We start from the raw sequence: 16761 nt of genomic DNA, 5'->3' as shown, positions 1-16761 counted from the left end.
CCCCACCCAGAGGATCAGAAGAATGAAACGAGACAAGCCCTCCCTCCTGCCGCGACGACTCCTGGGCCTGGCCGCGGCCCTGCTGCTGGCCGCCGGCCTCGGCGCCGCGCCGCGCGCGCAGGCGCAGGCCGCCTATCCCGCCAAGCCCGTGCGCGTGGTGGTCGCCTTCACCGCGGGCGGCACCACCGACATCCTCGCGCGCGCCGTCACGCAGCAGATGTCCGAGAAGCTGGGCCAGCCCTTCGTGATCGACAACAAGCCCGGCGGCGGCGGCAACATCGGCACCGAGTTCGTGGTGCGCGCGCCGGCCGACGGCTACACGCTGATCGTCAACTCGGTGGGCCCGATGGCCGTCAACCAGACGCTCTACAAGAACCTGCCCTACGACCCGCTGCGCGACCTGGTGCCCGTGGTGCAGATCGCCGACGTGCCCAACGTGCTGGTGGTGAATCCCGAGGTGCCCGCGAAGACGCTCGAGGAATTCATCGCCTACGCCAAGGCCAACCCGAACAAGCTCAACTACGGCTCGACCGGCATCGGCACCTCCTCGCACCTGTCGAGCTACATGCTCGGCAAGCGCATCGGCGCCGACACGCTGCACGTGCCCTACAAGGGCGCCAACGCGCTCACCGACCTGCTCGCGGGCCGCATCCAGTTCATGTTCGCGACCATTCCCTCGGTGATCCCGCACATCCGCGCGGGCAAGCTGCGCGCCATCGCGGTCAGCAGCCTCAAGCGCTCGCGCTCGCTGCCCGACGTGCCGACCGTAGCCGAGAAGGGCTTCGGCGATTTCTCGGCCGGCTCCTGGTTCGGCTTCTTCGCGCCCAAGGGCACGCCCGCGCCGGTGATCGCGCTGCTCAACAAATCGGTCAACGACGCGCTGCCCTCGCTCGAAGCGCAGATGATCCGCGAGGGCGCCGACCCGGTGGGCGGCACGCCCGAGCAGTTCGGAAAGTTCACGCGGCAGGAGTACGAGAAATGGAAGAGCATCGTTCGCGAGTCGGGCGCGACGGCCGAATGAGCGGGCCGCTGCGCATCCTCATGACCGAGGCCGCCGCGCGCCAGGCGGGCACGGGCCTGGCCGAGGCGCTGGCCGGCCGTGCGTACGTGGTGGTGGCCGAGGGCGAGGATGCCGACGTGGCCTTCGTCTCGCGCGACGTCACGGGCCTGTCGACCAAGCATGAGCTGCTGCCGCACACCCGGCACTTCCACGATGCACTGCGCCATGCACCCTCGCTGCGCTGGGTGCATGCCCATTCCTCGGGCGCCGACCGGCCCGTGTACGGCGAACTGCGCGCGCGCGGCGTCGAGGTCACGACCTCCTCGGGCGCCAATGCGGGCGTGGTGGTGCAGACCGCGCTGGCCGGCGTGCTGATGCTCGCGCGCCGCTTCCCGCAGTTGCTCGCGGCGCAGCGCGAGAAGACCTGGGCGCCGCTCGTGGGCAGCGGGCTGCCGCGCGACCTCGCGGGCCAGACCGCGGCGATCGTGGGCTGGGGCCCGATCGGGCAGGGCCTGGGCACGCTGCTGTCGGCGCTCGGGCTGCGCGTGGTCTCGGTGCGCAGCAACGCCGATGCGGCGCTGGCGCCCGCCGTCGAGAGCCTGCGCTTCGAGGACATCGGCCGGGTGCTGCCGCGCGCCGACTGGCTGCTGCTCGCCTGCCCGCTGACCGAACGCACGCGCGGGCTCGTCGATGCCGCCGCGCTCGCGCTGCTGCCACCGGGCGCGCGGCTCGTGAATGTCGCGCGCGGCGAGGTGGTCGACGAGCCCGCGCTGATCGAGGCGCTGCGCGGCGGCGCGCTCGCCGGTGCCTATCTCGACGTGTTCGCGCACGAGCCGCTGCCCGCCGACTCGCCGCTGTGGTCGCTGCCGAACGTCATCGTCACGCCCCACACGGCCGGCCATTCGGACGGCAACGAGGCGCGCGTGGCCGCCCTCTTCCTCGACAACCTGCGGCGCTGGAACGCCGGCCTTCCTCTGCTGAACCGCGTGGCCTGACCACCTTCTTCATAACAACACCAAGACCCCCACGACCATGAAAAGACAAGCCTTCCTCCGCACCTCCCTCGCGACCCTGCTGTTCGCCGCGGGCACCCTGCCCGCGCTCGCCGCCGACTGGCCGGGCAAGCCCATCACCCTCGTCGTGCCCTTCGTTGCGGGCGGCACCACCGACATCGTCGCGCGCACCGTGGGCCAGAAGCTGTCGGAATCGCTCAAGCAGCCGGTGATCGTCGACAACCGCGGCGGCGCGGGCGGCACCGTGGGCGCGACCCTCGCGGCCAAGGCGCCGGCCGACGGCTACACGCTGTTCCTCGCCACCATCGCGCATGCGATCGCGCCGGGCCTCTACAAGAAGCTCGCCTACGACTTCCAGCGCGACTTCGACCCGGTGGCGCTGGTGGCCTCCACGCCCAACGTGCTGATCGTCAACGACAAGGTGCCCGCGAAGACCGTCGCCGAACTCGTGGCCTACATCAAGGCCCATCCCGGCAAGGTCAACTTCGGCTCGGCCGGCAACGGCAGCACCGAGCACATCTCGGGCGAGCTGTTCCGCTCGATGACCAAGACCGAGATCGTGCACGTGCCCTACAAGGGCGGCGCGCCGATGATGGCCGACCTGATGGGCGGCCAGATCCAGATGGCGATCGAGACCAGCCCCTCGGCCTCGCCGCACATCAAGGCCGGCAAGGTGCATGCGCTGGCCGTCACCACCAGGGCGCGTTCGCCCGCCTACCCCGGCGTGCCCACGCTCGACGAAGCCGGCCTCAAGGGCTACGACATGACGACCTGGTTCGCGCTGATGGCACCGCACGGCACGCCGCCGGAGATCGTGCAGCGGCTCAACGCCGAACTGGCGCGCGCACTGCAGCAACCCGATGTCGTGAAGCGCTTCGAGGAACAGGGCGTGACGGCCGGCCACATGAAGCCCGCGGAGCTCGCGGCCTTCATCGGCAGCGAGACCACCAAGTGGGTCAAGGTGGCAAAGGAATCGGGCGCGACGGCCGAATAGCCCACGGCTCGTGTGAACGGGTCGGACATCGCCCTACGGGCAGGGCGGAAACCCGCTTGCGGCCGCGGCGGGCGATGTCTGCAGAATGGGCGCCCATGCACGTCGGAAAAAAAGCCCCGCTCCTCTTTCTTGCCCTCGGTCTCCTCGCCAGCCTCCTCGCCTCCGCCCAGTCTCCCGTCTCGCCCGCCCCGGCCGCCACCGATCCGCGCATCGAAGCGCTGATCGCGCGCATGACGGTCGAGGAGAAGGTCGGCCAGCTGAGCCTCTACGGCCCGGCCGACACCAACATCCCCGGCAACCCGCAGGCCAACCGGCGCAATGCGCAGCTCGAGGCCGACGAGGTGCGCGCGGGCCGCGTGACCGGCCTCTTCAACAACGAGGGCCTGACGCGCAAGCGCGAGCTGCAGCGCATCGCGGTCCAGGAATCGCGCCTGGGCATTCCGCTGATCTTCGGCGCCGACGTGATTCACGGCTTTCGCACCATCTTCCCGATGCCGCTGGCCGAGGCCGCGAGCTGGGAACCCGCGCTGGCCGAGCGCACCGCGCGCGCGGCGGCGGTCGAGGCCAGCGCCGACGGCTTCCGCTGGACCTTCGCGCCCATGGTCGACATCGCGCGCGATGCGCGCTGGGGCCGCGGCATCGAGGGCGTGGGCGAGGACCCGCTGCTCGCGAGCCGCTTCGCCGCCGCGCGCGTGCGCGGCTTCCAGGGCGACGACCTGTCGCGCGCCGATGCCATGCTCGCCACGCCCAAGCATTTCGCGGGCTACGGCGCGGCCGAGGGCGGGCTCGACTACAACACCGTCGACATCTCCGAGCGCACGCTGCGCGAGGTCTACCTGCCGCCGTTCCGCGCCGCGCTCGACGCGGGCGCGCTGTCGCTGATGAGTGGCTTCCACGAGATCTCGGGCATTCCCTCGACCGCCAACCCGGCCCTGCTGACCGGCGTGCTGCGCGGCGAGTGGGGCTTCCGCGGCTTCGTGGTGTCGGACTACACGGCCGACGAGGAGCTGATCGCGCACGGCTACGCGGCCAACGGCCGCGAGGCCGCGAAGCAGGCCTTCCTCGCGGGCACCGACATGAGCATGCAGAGCGGCCTCTACATGCGCGAGCTGCCGGGCCTGGTGGCCGCGGGCGAGGTGCCGATGGCGCGGCTCGACGACGCGGTGCGCCGCGTGCTGTACGCCAAGCTCAGGCTGGGCCTGTTCGACCAGCCGATGCGCGGCCTCGACGGCCCGCCGGCCGCGCAGCGCGCCGAGGACCCGGCCTTCATCGCGCTGGCGCGCGAGAGCGCGCGCCGCTCGATCGTGATGCTGAAGAACGAGGGCGCGCTGCTGCCGCTCGCGAAGACCGGCACCAAGGTCGCGCTGATCGGCCCCTTCGCCTCGGGCACGCAGGACCTGCTGGGTGCCTGGAGCCTGTTCCCGGGCCAGAGCGCGCCGGTGGGCATCGACCAGGGCCTGCGCGCCGCGCTCGGCGACGCGGCGTCGCTCACGGTCACGCGCGGCTCGAACGTCGAGTCGCTGCTGCCCGGCGGCATCGAGGCCGCGGTGGCCGCGGCGCGCCAGGCCGACGTGGTGGTGCTGGCCATCGGCGAGGGCGAGCGCATGTCGGGCGAGTCGCGCTCGCGCGCCGACATCGGCCTGCCGCTGGTGCAGCAGGCGCTGGCCGAGGCGGTCGCCGCCACCGGCAAGCCGATCGTCGTGCTCTTGAGCAACGGCCGCGCGATGGCGCTGCCGCCGGTGGTGCGCGATGCGCGCGCGATCCTCGTGACCTGGTTCCTCGGCGTGCAGACCGGCCACGCGATCGCCGACGTGCTGTTCGGCGACTTCAATCCCTCGGGCCGGCTGCCGGTGAGCTTTCCGCAGGCGGCGGGACAGGTGCCCTACTACTACGCCCACAAGCGCACCGGCCGGCCGCTGCCGAGCGACGCGCCCGGCACCGCCTTCAAGACGCGCTACATCGAGACCCCCAACGAGGCGCTCTATCCCTTCGGCTTCGGCCTGGGCTTCGCGCCGGTGCGCTACGACGGCGTCGCGCTCGACAGCGAACGGTTGTCCATGGCCGACGGCACGCTGCGCGTGCGCGCCACCGTCACCAACACCGGCCAGCGCGAGGCCGAGGAGGTGGTGCAGCTCTACATCGCGCAGCGCACCGCGAGCGTGACGCGGCCGGTGCGCGAGCTCAAGGACTTCCGCAAGCTGCGCATCGCGCCCGGTGCCTCGGTGCAGGTCGAGTTCGCGCTGCGCGCGGCCGACCTGGCCTTCATCGGCCGCGACCTGCGGCCCACCGTGGAGCCCGGCGACTTCGACCTGTGGGTGTCGCCCTCGGCCGTGGGCGGGCTGCACGCGCGCTTCGCGCTGGTGCCTTGAAGCTCAGCCGCGCGGCGGCAGGAACGACAGGTCCACGTGGTAGCGCTTCGGGTTCGCGGGATCGACGTAGACCGCGATCCGGCGCCCGCTCAGGTGCCGCGTGGGATCGAACCAGATGTTGGCGCTGCGGAACTGCCGCAGTTCGCGCCCGAACCCGGCGCGCGCCTCGACGATGGCGCGGTAGGGATGCCGGCCGTTGACCTGGAACGTGGTGTTGAGCTCGACCTCGCGCAGCTCGGCATCGATGCGCTGGCCGTGCTGCAGCAGCCAGGCCGCGCGCTTCGCATTGCGCTCGTCGACGAACAGGATGCCGCCGCCCACGCCCGCGAACATCAGGCCCAGCAGCGTGAGCAGCCACTTGGCCTCGTTGGGCACCACGATCGCGATGACCAGCAGGCCCAGGCCGACGGCGATGAAGATCCACTTGAGCAGCGTCAGCGACGTGTTGTGCATGAGGGGTACGGCGGGTTGCGGGGAGACCGCTGCGTTATAGCAGGGCCTCCTCTCCACCCGCGCCCTCAGTCGAACACGCCCGTGAGCGCCACGCGCGTCACCACGCCCGAACTGCTCGCGCCCACGCCGAGCGTGACGCTGTAGCGGCCGTCCTGCGAGGTGTGGCGCAGCGAGCCGCCGATCGCGCTCTCGCTGCGGTAGTTGCCCAGGCCCACGGCATAGCTGATCTTGCCGGGCACCATCGGCGCGGCCTCCATCGCGGCCACGCTGGCGATGCCGGCGTAGGCACGGCGGGCCGTGTCGTCGATCTGGCTCTGCAGGCGGCTGGCCGTGAGGTCGGTGTAGGCCTTGCCGATCGGCAGGCCCTGCGCGGCCACGGTGTCGGTGTAGGCATTGGCCTGGCTCACGCCCTCCTTCACCATGCCCTGCACCTGGCCGACGTTGGTGGCGTCGGTGGGCGCGCTGCCCGGGGCCACGCCGGTGATCTGGCGGTTGCCCAGCGCCACCTCGCCCAGCGACGACTGCACGCCGGCCATGCCGATGGCGGTGTAGTTGGCGAGCGCGCCGCGCGTGGTCGCGCTGCCGGCACCGAGCGCCACGCTGTTCGCATGGTTCACGGTCGCGCCGTTGCCGATCGCCACGCCCGAGTCCTCGAAGGCCTGCGCATTGGTGCCGATGGCCAGCGCGTTGTCGGCACTGGCGCGCGCGCCGGCGCCGATCGAGGCGGTCTGGTTCGCGCTCACGTAGGCGCCCGAGCCCGAGCCGATCGCGATGTTGTCGTTGCCGCGCACGTGCTGGCCCGCGCTGTTGCCCTGCGCGAGGTTCGAGTTGCCGCTGACCGCCTGGCCCGCCATCGTGCCCGAGGACAGGTTGTTGCTGCCCTGCACTCCGCCGCCCGCGGCCTGGCCGGTGGCGATGTTGTTGTTGCCCGAAACGCCCGCGCCGGCCTGCATGCCCGAGGCCTGGTTGCCCACGCCGGTGACGCCCGCGCCCGAGCCCTGGCCCATCGACAGGTTGTTGCTGCCGTTGACGTTGTTGCCCGCGCCCGTGCCGTAGGCCTGGTTGCCGTTGCCCTTGACGTTGCTGCCGGCACCGGTGCCGTAGGCCTCGTTGTCGTTGCCGGTCACGTTCTGGCCGGCGTTCTGGCCGGTCGCGTCGTTGCGGCTGCCGGTGACGTTCGAGCCGGCCGCGTAGCCGGTCGAGTTGTTGTAGTCACCGGTCACGTTCTGGCCCGAGCTGCGGCCCATGGTCTGGTTCCAGCCGCCGTTGACGTTGGTGCCCGCGTAGTAGCCGATCGCCTGGTTGGCGTTCTTGCCCGACACGTTGCTGCCCGCGCCCTCGCCGATGGCCAGGTTCCAGTTGGTGCCGACGTTGTTGCCCGCGCCCTCGCCGAGCGACACGTTGTTGCTGCCCGTCACGTTGCTGCCGGCATTGGTGCCGATGCCGGTGTTGTCGCTGCCCGTGACCTTGTTGCCGGCGCCGTTGCCCATGGCGTTGTTGTTGCTGCCGGTCACCGTCATGCCGGCGTTGGTGCCGGTGGCGTTGTTGTCGCTGCCGGTCACGCCGCTGCCGGCATGGAAGCCGGTGGCGTTGTTGTGGTCGCCGGTGACGTTGTCGCCCGCGCTGCGGCCGATCGACTGGTTCCAGCCGCCCTTGACGTTCTGGCCCGACTCGAAGCCGATGCCCACGTTGGCATTGCCGCCCGAGACGTTGGTGCCGGCGTTGTTGCCGATCGCGAGGTTCCAGTTGGTGCTGACGTTGTTGCCGGCGCCCAGGCCGATCGAGATGTCGCTGGTGCCGGTGACGTTGCTGCCGGCGCCCTGCCCGATGGCCTGGTTGGTGGAACCGGTCACGTTGTTGCCGGCGTTCTGGCCGATGGCCTGGTTGCCGCTGCCGTTGACCGTCTTGCCCGCGCCCTCGCCGATCGCCTGGTTGTTGCTGCCGGTGACGCCGGTGCCGGCACCGGTGCCGATCCCGAGGTTGGCCTTGGCCGGGTCCCAGACCACAGGCACCGTCTGCGCCAGGGCCGGGCCGCAGATCGCGGCCAGGGCGAGCGATGCGCCGAGCAGGCTCGCGCCGCGCGGCATGCGCTTGTTCTTCTTCATGGTGTTTCTCCTCGTCGGTTGGAAGGCGCGCTCAGCCCTGCAGGTGCATCGCCATCGCCGGATCGCTCACGCCGGGCTTGCCGGTCTCGACCCGGCCCGCGAAGCGGCGCACCACGTTGTCGGCGGTCACGGTGAAGTCGTACCAGTGGCCGCTGTCCTTGAGCTCCCAGTGCAGCGTGCCCATGTCGCCCTTCGGCGCCTTGAGGGTCCAGGGACCGTCGGTGCGGTAGGCATTCGACTGCACGGTCACCGTGCCGTCGGCGCTGCCGTTGTTGTGCACCTTCACGTAGACATTGCCGGCGGCCGGGTCGTAGCAGACCTGCACCTCGGGCTTGAAGGCGGCCGAGTTCGAGGCCATCGCGTCGCCGCTGAAGCTGCGCACGAAGCCGTTGGTGCCGTAGACCCAGAGCTCGTACTTGCCGCCATCGGTGGCGCCGGTGTCCCAGTAGTCCTGCAGCTGCTTGCCGGCTTCCACCGTGTAGCGGCGCGGGATTCGGTCCAGGTGCAGCTTGTCGTAGACGTGGAACACCGCGCCCTGCTCGCCCGTGTTGCTGAAGATCAGCGAGACCAGGCCGCGCGCCTCGACGCGCGCGCTGGTGTGCAGCTCGTAGGGCAGCGCGCGCGAGAAGCGCGTGCCGGTCTCCTGGAACAGCGGCTTCGCGGGGCTGGGAGCCTTGGTGATGACGCCGGTGTTGCCCAGCGCCTTCTGCGCCAGGTTGATCGCGGGGTAGCCGCTGGTGTCGGGCAGCTTGGGCACCACCGGGTCGTTCGGGCTCACGAAGTCGAAGCAGCTCGTGAGGTCGCCGCAGACCGCGCGGTGCCAGGGGCTGATGGCGTCGATCGTGATGCCGAAGCGCTTCTCGAGGAAACGGCCCATCGAGGTGTGGTCGAACACCTGCGAGTTGACCCAGCCGCCCTTGCTCCACGGCGACACCACGTACATCGGCACGCGCGAGCTCAGGCCCCAGGGGCGGATCTTGCCGCTCACGGTGTCGGCGGCGGTGAGGTAGCTGCCGACCGAGGCGTCGAAGTACTCGCCGTCCAGCGGCACGGTGGACTTGCCCATCAGGTTGCCGTTGGCGTCGTACGAAGGCACCGCGGGCATCGCGAGGTGGTCGAAGAAGCCGTCGTTCTCGTCGAAGGTCACGAACAGCGCCGTCTTGCTCCAGACCGCGGGGTTCGAGGTCAGCGCGCCCAGCACGTCGGCGATGAAGTCGGCCGCGCCGGCCACGCCCTCGCTGCTGCCCGGGTGCTCGGCCAGCGCCTGCGTGGGCAGCACCCACGAGACCTGCGGCAGGGTGTCGTTCATCACGTCCTGCTTGAGCTGGGCCAGGAAGTTGGTGGCGCCGTCGGCCGCGGCGGGGCCGCCTGTGAGGCCGTGCTGGTAGATCGGCGAGCCGGGCTGCGCGGTGCGGAAGCTCTGGAAGGCCAGGCAGCCGTTCATGGCGCCGGTCCAGTTGTTGTTCATGTTCTGGTAGATGTGCCAGCTGATGCCGTTCTTCTGCAGCACGTCGGGCAGCGTGTCCCACTTGAACGCGTTGTTGACGTACTTGTAGTTGTAGGCGCCCGTGGTCGGGTCCTTCTGGCCGGTGCCGTCGGTCTCCTGCGCGCGGCCCGCGACCCAGTTCGACGGGCTCGGCCAGCAGCGCGAGTTGACGGGTTCCGAATCGGTGTCGGTGCTGTTGATGCCCTTCTTGCGCAGCTCGGGATTGAAGTTGGAACCCGACCAGAACACGATGCGGTTGGGATCGGTGCCGGTGAGGATCGAGCAGTGGTAGCCGTCGCAGATCGTGAAGGCGTCGGCCAGCGCGAACTGGAACGGGATGTCCTCGCGCAGGTAGTAGCCCATCGTCACCTGGTTCTTGAACTGGATCCAGCGGTCCATCTTCCCCTGCGCCCAGGCCGCCTGCTGGTCGGGAAAATTGTGCGGCGCGCCCGAGCCGATCAGCGCGTTGGCGATCGTGGAGTCGCGGCGGAAGGGCTGGATCTCGGGCGCGCCCGCGGTCACGTCGGGCTGGAAGAACACCGACTTGCCGTTGGCCAGCGGGATCGGGAAGCGGTCGCCGAAGCCGCGCACGCCCTTCAGGGTGCCGAAGTAGTGGTCGAAGCTGCGGTTCTCCTGCATCAGGATCACGATGTGCTTGATGTCCTGGATGGTGCCGGTGTCGACGGCGGCCTCGACCGCCAGTGCCTTGCGGATCACGGGCGGGAGCATGGTGAGGGCCGAGGCCGCGCCGATGGCGCCGGCCGACTTGCGGAAGAAATCGCGACGGGAGGGGGTGTTCATGGGAGGTTCTTTCAACGCGGGGGCGAAGGGATGTCGGGACGAAGGCGCGGGCTCAGGGCGCGCACTTGAGCGCGGGCTGGGCCGGCGGGTTGCCGTTGCCGTTGTTGTTGCCGTCGCCGGCCGGCGGGGTCTGGCCCGGCGGCAGGAACGGCAGGCCGCCGCCCCCACCACCGCCGCCACCGCAGGCGGCGAGGCTCAGGCACAGGAGAAGGCCTGCCGCAGCGAGGCCGTACCGGGAAGATGCTGTTTTCATGAGGGTTCCTTTTCGGATCGAGGGAGATGGGAGACGAAGGCGCGGCCGAGGCCGCTCCGCGCGGCGGACGGGCCGCGCGAGAGTTCGGACGAGAGGCGGGGAAAGGAAGCGGGCGCCGCGCACGCGGTGCCCGCTCGGACTCAGGGCTCAGCCATAGCGGCTGCGCAGCCGGGCGGCGACGCGGTCGAGCACCAGCACGGTCAGGAAGATCGCGATCAGGATCGTGCCGACGTGCGCGTAGTTGTACATGTCGTAGCGGCCCTTGAGCTCCTGGCCGATGCCGCCCGCGCCGACCAGGCCGACCACGGTGGCCATGCGCACGTTGCGGTCGAGCACGTAGAGCGTGTAGGCGATGAACTGCGGCATCACCTGCGGCAGCACCGCGAAGCGCATCACCTTGAGCTTGCTGGCGCCGATGGCGCGCAGCGCCTCCTGCGGCTTGTCGTCGGCGGTCTCGATGTCCTCGGCGTAGAACTTGCCGAGAAAGCCCGCCGAATGCAGCGCGAGGGCCAGCACGCCGGCGATCGGGCCGAAGCCGTAGGCCAGCACCAGGAACAGCGCGCTCACCAGCTCGGGCACCGCGCGGAACAGGCCGACCACGCTGCGCGCGAGGCCGTAGGCCAGGCGGTTGGGCGCGTAGTTCCTCGCGCTGCACCAGGCCAGCGGCGCGCTCAGCACGATCGCGATCAGCGTGGCCCAGACCGCGATCTCGAAGGTCTCGAGCATCTTCACCGCCACGTGCCACAGATAGCCCAGCGGCTCGACCAGCACCTCGCGGCGCTCGACGCGGTCCTCCATCTGCAGGGTCTCGGGATTGAGCTTGGGCTCGTGCGTCTCGATCGTCTCGACGCGCGAGAACCAGGGCAGCCGGTTGCGGTCGAAGCCCTCGATGCGCGCGACCTCGGTCTGCTCGGAGATCTGCGGCGGGAACAGCGAGCGCGCGATCGAGCCCAGTCCCGAGAGCACCTGCGAGTCGTCGCGCAGGCCCACCGCGGCGAGCACGCCCTCGCCGGTCAGCGAGAGCATGCGGCCCAGTTCCACGCGCTGGCCCGCGAAGAAGCCCGCCACGATCACCAGCAGCAGCACGAGCAGCGTCCGGGTGCCGAAGGGCCGCGGCAGGTCCCAGGCCGAGGCCGGGCGCGACGCACGCGCCTCGGGGGTCGTCGGGATCGTGTTCATCGCGCCAGCTCCAGGGCACCGGCATGCAGCGGCAGCGCCGCCTCGGGCTCGCCGGCCAGCGACGGCCGGGCCGCGGGGGCCGCATCGTCGCGGCCATAGATCGCATCGAAGACCTGCGACTGGAACATCCGCGGCGCGCCGTCGAACACCACCACGCCGCGACGCAGCGCCACGATGCGGTCGGCGAACTCACAGGCCAGTTCGACCTGGTGCAGGCTGCACAGCACCGTGGTGCCGCGCTCGCGCGCCTGCCGGCGCAGCAGCGACAGCACGTCGTGGCTGGTCTGCGGATCGAGGCTGGCCACGGGCTCGTCGGCCAGCACCAGCGGCGGATCGAGCATGAAGGCGCGCGCGATGCCCACGCGCTGCTGCTGGCCGCCCGAGAGCTCGCTCACGCGGCGCAGCAGGTGCTCCTCGCCCAGGCCCACCGACTCGACCAGTTCGCAGGCCTTGCGCCGCTGCGCGTCGGTGAACAGGCCGAGTAAAGCGCGCCAGGTGCCCAGGGCCGGCAAGGCGCCGGCGAGCACGTTCTCGGCCACGCTCGAGCGCAGCACCAGGTTGAACTGCTGGTGGATCATGCCGATGCGCGGACGCACGCGCGCCAGCGAGCCCGCCGCGATGCGCACGCCCTCGACCCGCACCGTGCCCTGCGTGGGCACGACCAGGCCGTTGGCGGTGCGCAAGAGGGTCGACTTGCCCGCGCCCGAGGCGCCCAGCACCACGCAGAACTGGCCCGCGGGCACCTCGAGCGAGACGCCGCCGAGCGCGCGCGTGCCGTCGGGGTGGCGCATGGCGACCGATTCGAACTGCAGCATGGGCGTGCTTCCGGCGGCGGGCGCTGCGGCGTGCGTGCGATCGCCGGCGATCAACGCTCGGCCGCCTTGGCGAGGATGCGGCCCTTGAGGTCGTCGGTCAGCAGGCCCAGCTTCTCGGCGGCGACGTTGAACTCCTCCTCGGAGAACTTGGTGTCGTAGCCGTCGATCTTGCCGCCGCCGTAGCCGCGGATCATGTCGGGCGTGACGCCAGGGGCCTTGTTCACGGTCTGGAAGGCGTCCTTGAGCTTGGTCTTCAGCGCCTCGGGCAGCTTGGAGTTCAGCGCCAGCGGCGGATAGGGAATGGCCATGCTCTTGGCGATCACCTTGATGATCTTCGGATCGGCCGCGCCCTGCTTGACCGCCTTCTCGTACGAGTCGAACGAGAGCGAGGCCACGTCGACCTGGTCCTGCACCAGCGCCGCCAGGCTGCTGGCGTGGCTGCCGGTCATGCGGATCGCCGACAGGTCCTTGGCCGGGTCCATGCCGGCGTCGAGCAGCATCGCGACCTGGAAGGTGAAGCTCGAGGCCGAGTTCACGTCGCCGAAGGCCACGCGCTTGCCCTTGAGGTCCTTGATCGAGGCGATCGGGGCGTTGGCCTTGGCGAACATGCCGGCGTAGTAGACCGAGGCGCCCTTCTCCACGCCCACGGCCAGCAGCTGCGCGCAGCCGCGCTTGTGGGCCTGCACGTACGACACCGGGCCGAAGAAGGCGATGTCGGCGAGCTGGTTGCACATGCCCTCGACGACGGCGCCATAGGACTGGCCGACCTTGAGGTCGAAGTTCAGGCCGGTGCTGCGCGTGATGGCGTTGAACACCGGCGCGTAGTCGGCCTTGGTGCCCGACTCGGTGCCGCCGTCGGCGGGAATCAGCAGCACGCGCAGCGGATGCTCGCGCGAGCCGTCGGCCACGGACTGGGCATGGGACGGGAGGGCCAGCAGCGCGCTGAACGAGACGGCGGCGGCGGCGATGGCCAGGAGTTTCTTCATGATCGATTCCTTCGGTTCGGGGGCGTTTCTCGGGCGAGTGCCTCGCTCGGTTGCGTTGAACTTTAGAAGTCGAAGATGACAAGCAAATGAAATAAGCTCATTTGAAAATTAGCAATCAACTGAGCAATGTTCAATACAATCCCGCCCCACGGCCAGGACACCCCGTTCCCCCGATGGCCCGAACCGGAGATCCATGAAGAACATCGCATCCAAGACCCGGGCGCCGGGAGGCCCCGCGGCAGCGGACCTGGCACCGCTCGCGCAGGCGCGCCACCTGCTGCTCGACCTCGACGGCACGCTGGTGCGCCAGAACGAGGCCATCGACGGCGCGGCCGAGCTGCTCGAGCGTTTCGAGGGCCGCTTCGCGATCGTGTCGAACAACTCGACCCACACCGCCCAGGGCCTCGCGCTGCGGCTGCGCCGGCTCGGCCTGCGCGCGCCGCCCGAGCGCATCGTGCTGGCCGGCGAGCTCGCCGTGAGCCTGCTCGCGCGCCAGCACCCCACCGCGCGGCTGATGGTGGTGGGCACGCCCGCCTTGCAGCGCCATGCGCGCGCGCTCGGCTTCCGGCTGGTCGCGTCCGAGGCCGAATTCGTGCTGCTCGCGCTCGACATGCGCTTCAGCCATGCCCGGCTCGGCGCGGTGGCCAACGAGCTGCTGCGCGGCGCGCGGCTGGTGGTCACGAACGCCGACGCCACCCATCCGGGCCCGCACGGCCGCGTGGTGCCCGAGACCGGCTCGCTGCTCGCGGCCGTGCTCACGGCCAGCGGCGCGCAGCCCTGGCGCATCGTCGGCAAGCCCGAGCCGCTGCTGTTCGAGGAGGGCCTGCGCTGCCTGGGCGCCGAGCCCGCGAGCACGGTGGTGATCGGCGACAACCCGGCCACCGATGCCGCGGGCGCCGCGCGGCTGGGCATGGCCTGCCTGCTGGTCGGCACCGCGCCCGAGGCGGTGGCGCCGTCGGTCGCCGGCCTGCTGCATGCGCGCGCCACGGCCGAGGTGACTGCCCTGCCCGCGCGGCCGAGCGAGCGCAGCCGCCTCAGTACCGCTTGAGCGACAGCACGTCGAAGGTCTGGCGCAGCGTGCGCACCGAGGTGTCGTAGTCCGACAGCGCCAGGCAGGCGATCAGCACGTCGATGATCGCGAGCTGCGCGAGCCGGCTGGTCATGGCCTCGGTGCGGAAGTTGGTCTCGCGCGCCATGGTGAACAGCAGCACGTCGGCGAAGGCCTGGATCGGCGACTTGCCGAAGTTGGTGATGCACACGGTCGAGGCGCCGGCCTCCTTGGCCAGCCGCGTCGCGGTCACGGTCTCGTGCGTGCTGCCCGAGTGCGAGATGGTCAGCACCGCCACCCGCGAGTCGGTGAGCGAGGCGCTGATCGCCTGCACGTGCGAATCGACCACCACCTTCGCGTTGAGGCCGATGCGCAGCATGCGGTAATGCGCGTCCTCGGCGATGGTGGCGGAGCTGCCGATGCCGTAGATCTCGATGCGCTCGGCATCGCGCAGCAGCTTCACCGCGCGCTCCATCGAACCGGCGTCGAGCGTGGCCTGCGTGTCGTGCAGGGTCTGCACGTTGCTCTGGAAGATCTTGCGGATCACCGCATCGGCCGCGTCCTGCGGATCGAGGTCCTCGTGGATGAACTGCACCGGCCGCACGATCTCCTGCGCCAGCGCGATCTTGATCTGCTGGAAGCCGGTGGCGCCGAGGTTCTTGCACAGGCCGACGATGCTGCCTTCGCTCGAACCGGTGCGCTCGGCCACCTCGCTGACCGACATGTGGACCACCTCGCGCGGATTCTTCACGATGAAGTCGGCGATGCGCTGGCCCACCGGGCCGAGCGAGGACCAGAGGGTCTCGATGCGCGCGAGCACCGCGAACACCGGGGCGCCGCCGGAGGCATCGGCGGCCGAGGCCTTGCCGTTGGGCGCGGGGGTGACGCTGGTGGACTTGGCGGTGGAGTTGCGCTTCATGGGCGGCGAGCTTACCCGCGCTCGATGGCGGTTTCGCGCATCCCTCAGTCGAGGCCGTGGAAGCTGCTGTCGTCGGGGCCGATGTGCGAGGGCGGCGTCCAGGCCGCGTCGCGCATCGAGCGGCTCACCAGTTTGTCCACGCCCAGCAGCGTGGCGAAGATCGCCATGCGCACCGGGATGCCGTTGTCGGTCTGGCGGAAGATCGCCAGCCGCGGGTCGTTGTCGAGGTCCGTGCTCAGGTCGTGCGAGCCCGGGCGACCGTCGCGCGGCAGCGGATGCATCAGCACCACGTCCTTCCGGCACGAAGCATCGACCAGCGCGCGGTCGATCGCGAAGGCCTGGTCGAAGCCCTCCAGCACCTCGTCGTGCGCGAAGCGCTCCTTCTGGATGCGCGTCGCGTAGACCACGTCGGCGCCAGCCAGCGCCCGCGCCGGCGCGGTGGCGGTCTCCACCACGTGGCCGTTGCGGCTCACCAGCGCCACGATTTCCGCCGGCATCGCGAGCTGCGGCGGCGCGACCAGCGTGAACTTCAGGCCGCGGTACAGCGCGAGCAGCTTGATCAGCGAATGCACGGTGCGGCCGTACTTGAGGTCGCCGACCATCGCGACATGCGCGCCGTCGACCAGCTTGCCCAGGCGCGAGAACTCGCGCTGGATGGTGTAGAGGTCGAGCAGCGCCTGGCTCGGATGCTCGCCCGGCCCGTCGCCGCCGTTGATGACCGGCACATTGGTGGCGCGCGCGAATTCGGCGACCGAGCCCTGCTCGGGATGGCGCACCACGATCGCGTCGGCATAGCCGCTGATCACGCGGCTGGTGTCGCGGATCGATTCGCCCTTGGCCATCGAGGAGAAGGTGAAGCCCGTCGTGTCGCAGACCGAGCCGCCGAGCCGGCAGAAGGCCGCGCCGAAACTCACGCGCGTGCGCGTGCTGGCCTCGAAGAACAGGTTGGCCAGCACCGCGCCCTCGAGCACGCGGCTGACCTTGCGGCGGCGCGCGATCGGCTGCATCACGTCGGCGAGCCGGAACAGCTCGTCGATGGCATCGCGGTCGAACTGGGCCACCGACAGCAGGTGCTGCGCGCCGTCGACATGGAGCGACCGGCGCAGCGCGCCATCATGTGCGCTCTGCGTATATTCGCTGGGCCGCCCACTGGAGGCCAGGATCTCGCTCACGAAGCGCCGCGCGACCTCGGGCATGGCCCGGAATTCGTTCGACTCGTCGGGCAGCAGCCAGGCATCGAGCGCCCTTCTCCGGCTGCCGATGCGCTCGGCGAAGGCGTCGCGCGTCATGTTGAGCTGACGCATCGCGTCGCGGAGGAGCACCTGTTGCGGCATGTTCAT

At 70.6% G+C, this 16761-nt stretch carries 14 protein-coding genes; 5 read left to right on the top strand and 9 right to left on the bottom strand.

What is annotated here, in order from left to right; genetic code table 11:
* Nucleotides 1-22 precede the first annotated feature (22 nt).
* The 4 genes from KV106_RS06265 (at nucleotide 23) to KV106_RS06250 (ending at nucleotide 5376) form a co-directional block, all read left to right on the top strand.
* Nucleotides 23-1021 carry a Bug family tripartite tricarboxylate transporter substrate binding protein gene (locus KV106_RS06265; RefSeq protein WP_261207174.1) on the top strand — a complete coding sequence of 333 codons (999 nt, stop codon included), beginning with the start codon at nucleotides 23-25 and terminating at the stop codon, nucleotides 1019-1021.
* Entirely contained in the window at nucleotides 1018-1995 is a 978-nt protein-coding gene (locus KV106_RS06260) for a D-2-hydroxyacid dehydrogenase (protein ID WP_261207172.1), read from the top strand. Before KV106_RS06265 ends, KV106_RS06260 begins: the two co-directional genes overlap by 4 nt.
* A gap of 37 nt (nucleotides 1996-2032) precedes the next feature.
* The gene (locus KV106_RS06255; protein WP_261207171.1) at nucleotides 2033-3007 is read left to right on the top strand and encodes a tripartite tricarboxylate transporter substrate binding protein; all 975 of its coding nucleotides are present in this window, start codon (nucleotides 2033-2035) and stop codon (nucleotides 3005-3007) included.
* Nucleotides 3008-3102: 95 nt separating this feature from the next.
* Nucleotides 3103-5376 carry a glycoside hydrolase family 3 N-terminal domain-containing protein gene (locus KV106_RS06250; RefSeq protein WP_261207170.1) on the top strand — a complete coding sequence of 758 codons (2274 nt, stop codon included), beginning with the start codon at nucleotides 3103-3105 and terminating at the stop codon, nucleotides 5374-5376.
* Nucleotides 5377-5379: 3 nt separating this feature from the next.
* On the opposite strand, the gene KV106_RS06245 is transcribed toward KV106_RS06250, so the two are convergent.
* The 7 genes from KV106_RS06245 to KV106_RS06215 all read right to left on the bottom strand — a co-directional run bounded on the left by KV106_RS06245 (nucleotide 5380) and on the right by KV106_RS06215 (nucleotide 13454).
* Nucleotides 5380-5829 carry a DUF3592 domain-containing protein gene (locus KV106_RS06245; RefSeq protein WP_261207169.1) on the bottom strand — a complete coding sequence of 150 codons (450 nt, stop codon included), beginning with the start codon at nucleotides 5827-5829 and terminating at the stop codon, nucleotides 5380-5382.
* Nucleotides 5830-5894: 65 nt separating this feature from the next.
* Nucleotides 5895-7934: a YadA family autotransporter adhesin gene (locus KV106_RS06240; protein WP_261207167.1), complete on the bottom strand. Its 2040-nt coding sequence runs from the start codon at nucleotides 7932-7934 to the stop codon at nucleotides 5895-5897.
* Nucleotides 7935-7965: 31 nt separating this feature from the next.
* Nucleotides 7966-10221, bottom strand: coding sequence for a phosphocholine-specific phospholipase C (locus tag KV106_RS06235; protein WP_261207165.1), 2256 nt, complete (start codon nucleotides 10219-10221; stop codon nucleotides 7966-7968).
* A 52-nt stretch (nucleotides 10222-10273) separates the two neighbouring features.
* Nucleotides 10274-10474, bottom strand: coding sequence for a hypothetical protein (locus KV106_RS06230; RefSeq protein WP_057598534.1), 201 nt, complete (start codon nucleotides 10472-10474; stop codon nucleotides 10274-10276).
* 147 nt (nucleotides 10475-10621) lie between these two features.
* On the bottom strand, nucleotides 10622-11653 hold the full coding sequence (gene phnE / locus KV106_RS06225; RefSeq protein WP_261207160.1) for a phosphonate ABC transporter, permease protein PhnE: 1032 nt from the start codon (nucleotides 11651-11653) through the stop codon (nucleotides 10622-10624).
* A complete protein-coding gene (locus tag KV106_RS06220; RefSeq protein WP_261207158.1) occupies nucleotides 11650-12468 on the bottom strand; it encodes a phosphonate ABC transporter ATP-binding protein in 819 nt (272 codons plus the stop codon). The genes phnE and KV106_RS06220 overlap by 4 nt, the downstream gene beginning before the upstream one ends.
* Before the next feature lie 50 nt (nucleotides 12469-12518).
* Nucleotides 12519-13454, bottom strand: coding sequence for a phosphate/phosphite/phosphonate ABC transporter substrate-binding protein (locus KV106_RS06215; protein ID WP_261207156.1), 936 nt, complete (start codon nucleotides 13452-13454; stop codon nucleotides 12519-12521).
* Nucleotides 13455-13647: 193 nt separating this feature from the next.
* Here KV106_RS06215 and KV106_RS06210 point away from each other — a divergent pair, with 193 nt between their 5' ends.
* Nucleotides 13648-14502, top strand: coding sequence for an HAD-IIA family hydrolase (locus tag KV106_RS06210; protein ID WP_261207154.1), 855 nt, complete (start codon nucleotides 13648-13650; stop codon nucleotides 14500-14502).
* On the opposite strand, the gene KV106_RS06205 is transcribed toward KV106_RS06210, so the two are convergent.
* Nucleotides 14489-15421, bottom strand: a complete 933-nt coding sequence (locus KV106_RS06205) for a MurR/RpiR family transcriptional regulator (RefSeq protein WP_261207153.1) — start codon at nucleotides 15419-15421, stop codon at nucleotides 14489-14491. The genes KV106_RS06210 and KV106_RS06205 overlap by 14 nt on opposite strands.
* A 44-nt stretch (nucleotides 15422-15465) precedes the next feature.
* Nucleotides 15466-16761, bottom strand: coding sequence for an aspartate carbamoyltransferase (locus tag KV106_RS06200; protein WP_261207151.1), 1296 nt, complete (start codon nucleotides 16759-16761; stop codon nucleotides 15466-15468).

It is taken from the genome of Variovorax endophyticus, from assembly GCF_025376855.1.
GTDB lineage: Bacteria > Pseudomonadota > Gammaproteobacteria > Burkholderiales > Burkholderiaceae_C > Variovorax.
The sequence above is the reverse complement of the archived record's forward strand: the minus strand, read 5'-3'. Positions and strand labels throughout refer to the sequence as shown.

What these genes read in the sequence shown, in the direction of transcription:
- KV106_RS06200 (WP_261207151.1), bottom strand. Translation starts at nt 16,761, where the DNA reads ATGAACATGCCGCAACAGGTGCTCCTCCGCGACGCGATGCGTCAGCTC.
- KV106_RS06205 (WP_261207153.1), bottom strand. Translation starts at nt 15,421, where the DNA reads ATGAAGCGCAACTCCACCGCCAAGTCCACCAGCGTCACCCCCGCGCCC.
- phnE (WP_261207160.1), bottom strand. Translation starts at nt 11,653, where the DNA reads ATGAACACGATCCCGACGACCCCCGAGGCGCGTGCGTCGCGCCCGGCC.
- KV106_RS06245 (WP_261207169.1), bottom strand. Translation starts at nt 5,829, where the DNA reads ATGCACAACACGTCGCTGACGCTGCTCAAGTGGATCTTCATCGCCGTC.
- KV106_RS06215 (WP_261207156.1), bottom strand. Translation starts at nt 13,454, where the DNA reads ATGAAGAAACTCCTGGCCATCGCCGCCGCCGCCGTCTCGTTCAGCGCG.
- KV106_RS06250 (WP_261207170.1), top strand. Translation starts at nt 3,103, where the DNA reads ATGCACGTCGGAAAAAAAGCCCCGCTCCTCTTTCTTGCCCTCGGTCTC.
- KV106_RS06235 (WP_261207165.1), bottom strand. Translation starts at nt 10,221, where the DNA reads ATGAACACCCCCTCCCGTCGCGATTTCTTCCGCAAGTCGGCCGGCGCC.
- KV106_RS06220 (WP_261207158.1), bottom strand. Translation starts at nt 12,468, where the DNA reads ATGCTGCAGTTCGAATCGGTCGCCATGCGCCACCCCGACGGCACGCGC.
- KV106_RS06265 (WP_261207174.1), top strand. Translation starts at nt 23, where the DNA reads ATGAAACGAGACAAGCCCTCCCTCCTGCCGCGACGACTCCTGGGCCTG.
- KV106_RS06240 (WP_261207167.1), bottom strand. Translation starts at nt 7,934, where the DNA reads ATGAAGAAGAACAAGCGCATGCCGCGCGGCGCGAGCCTGCTCGGCGCA.
- KV106_RS06260 (WP_261207172.1), top strand. Translation starts at nt 1,018, where the DNA reads ATGAGCGGGCCGCTGCGCATCCTCATGACCGAGGCCGCCGCGCGCCAG.
- KV106_RS06210 (WP_261207154.1), top strand. Translation starts at nt 13,648, where the DNA reads ATGAAGAACATCGCATCCAAGACCCGGGCGCCGGGAGGCCCCGCGGCA.
- KV106_RS06255 (WP_261207171.1), top strand. Translation starts at nt 2,033, where the DNA reads ATGAAAAGACAAGCCTTCCTCCGCACCTCCCTCGCGACCCTGCTGTTC.
- KV106_RS06230 (WP_057598534.1), bottom strand. Translation starts at nt 10,474, where the DNA reads ATGAAAACAGCATCTTCCCGGTACGGCCTCGCTGCGGCAGGCCTTCTC.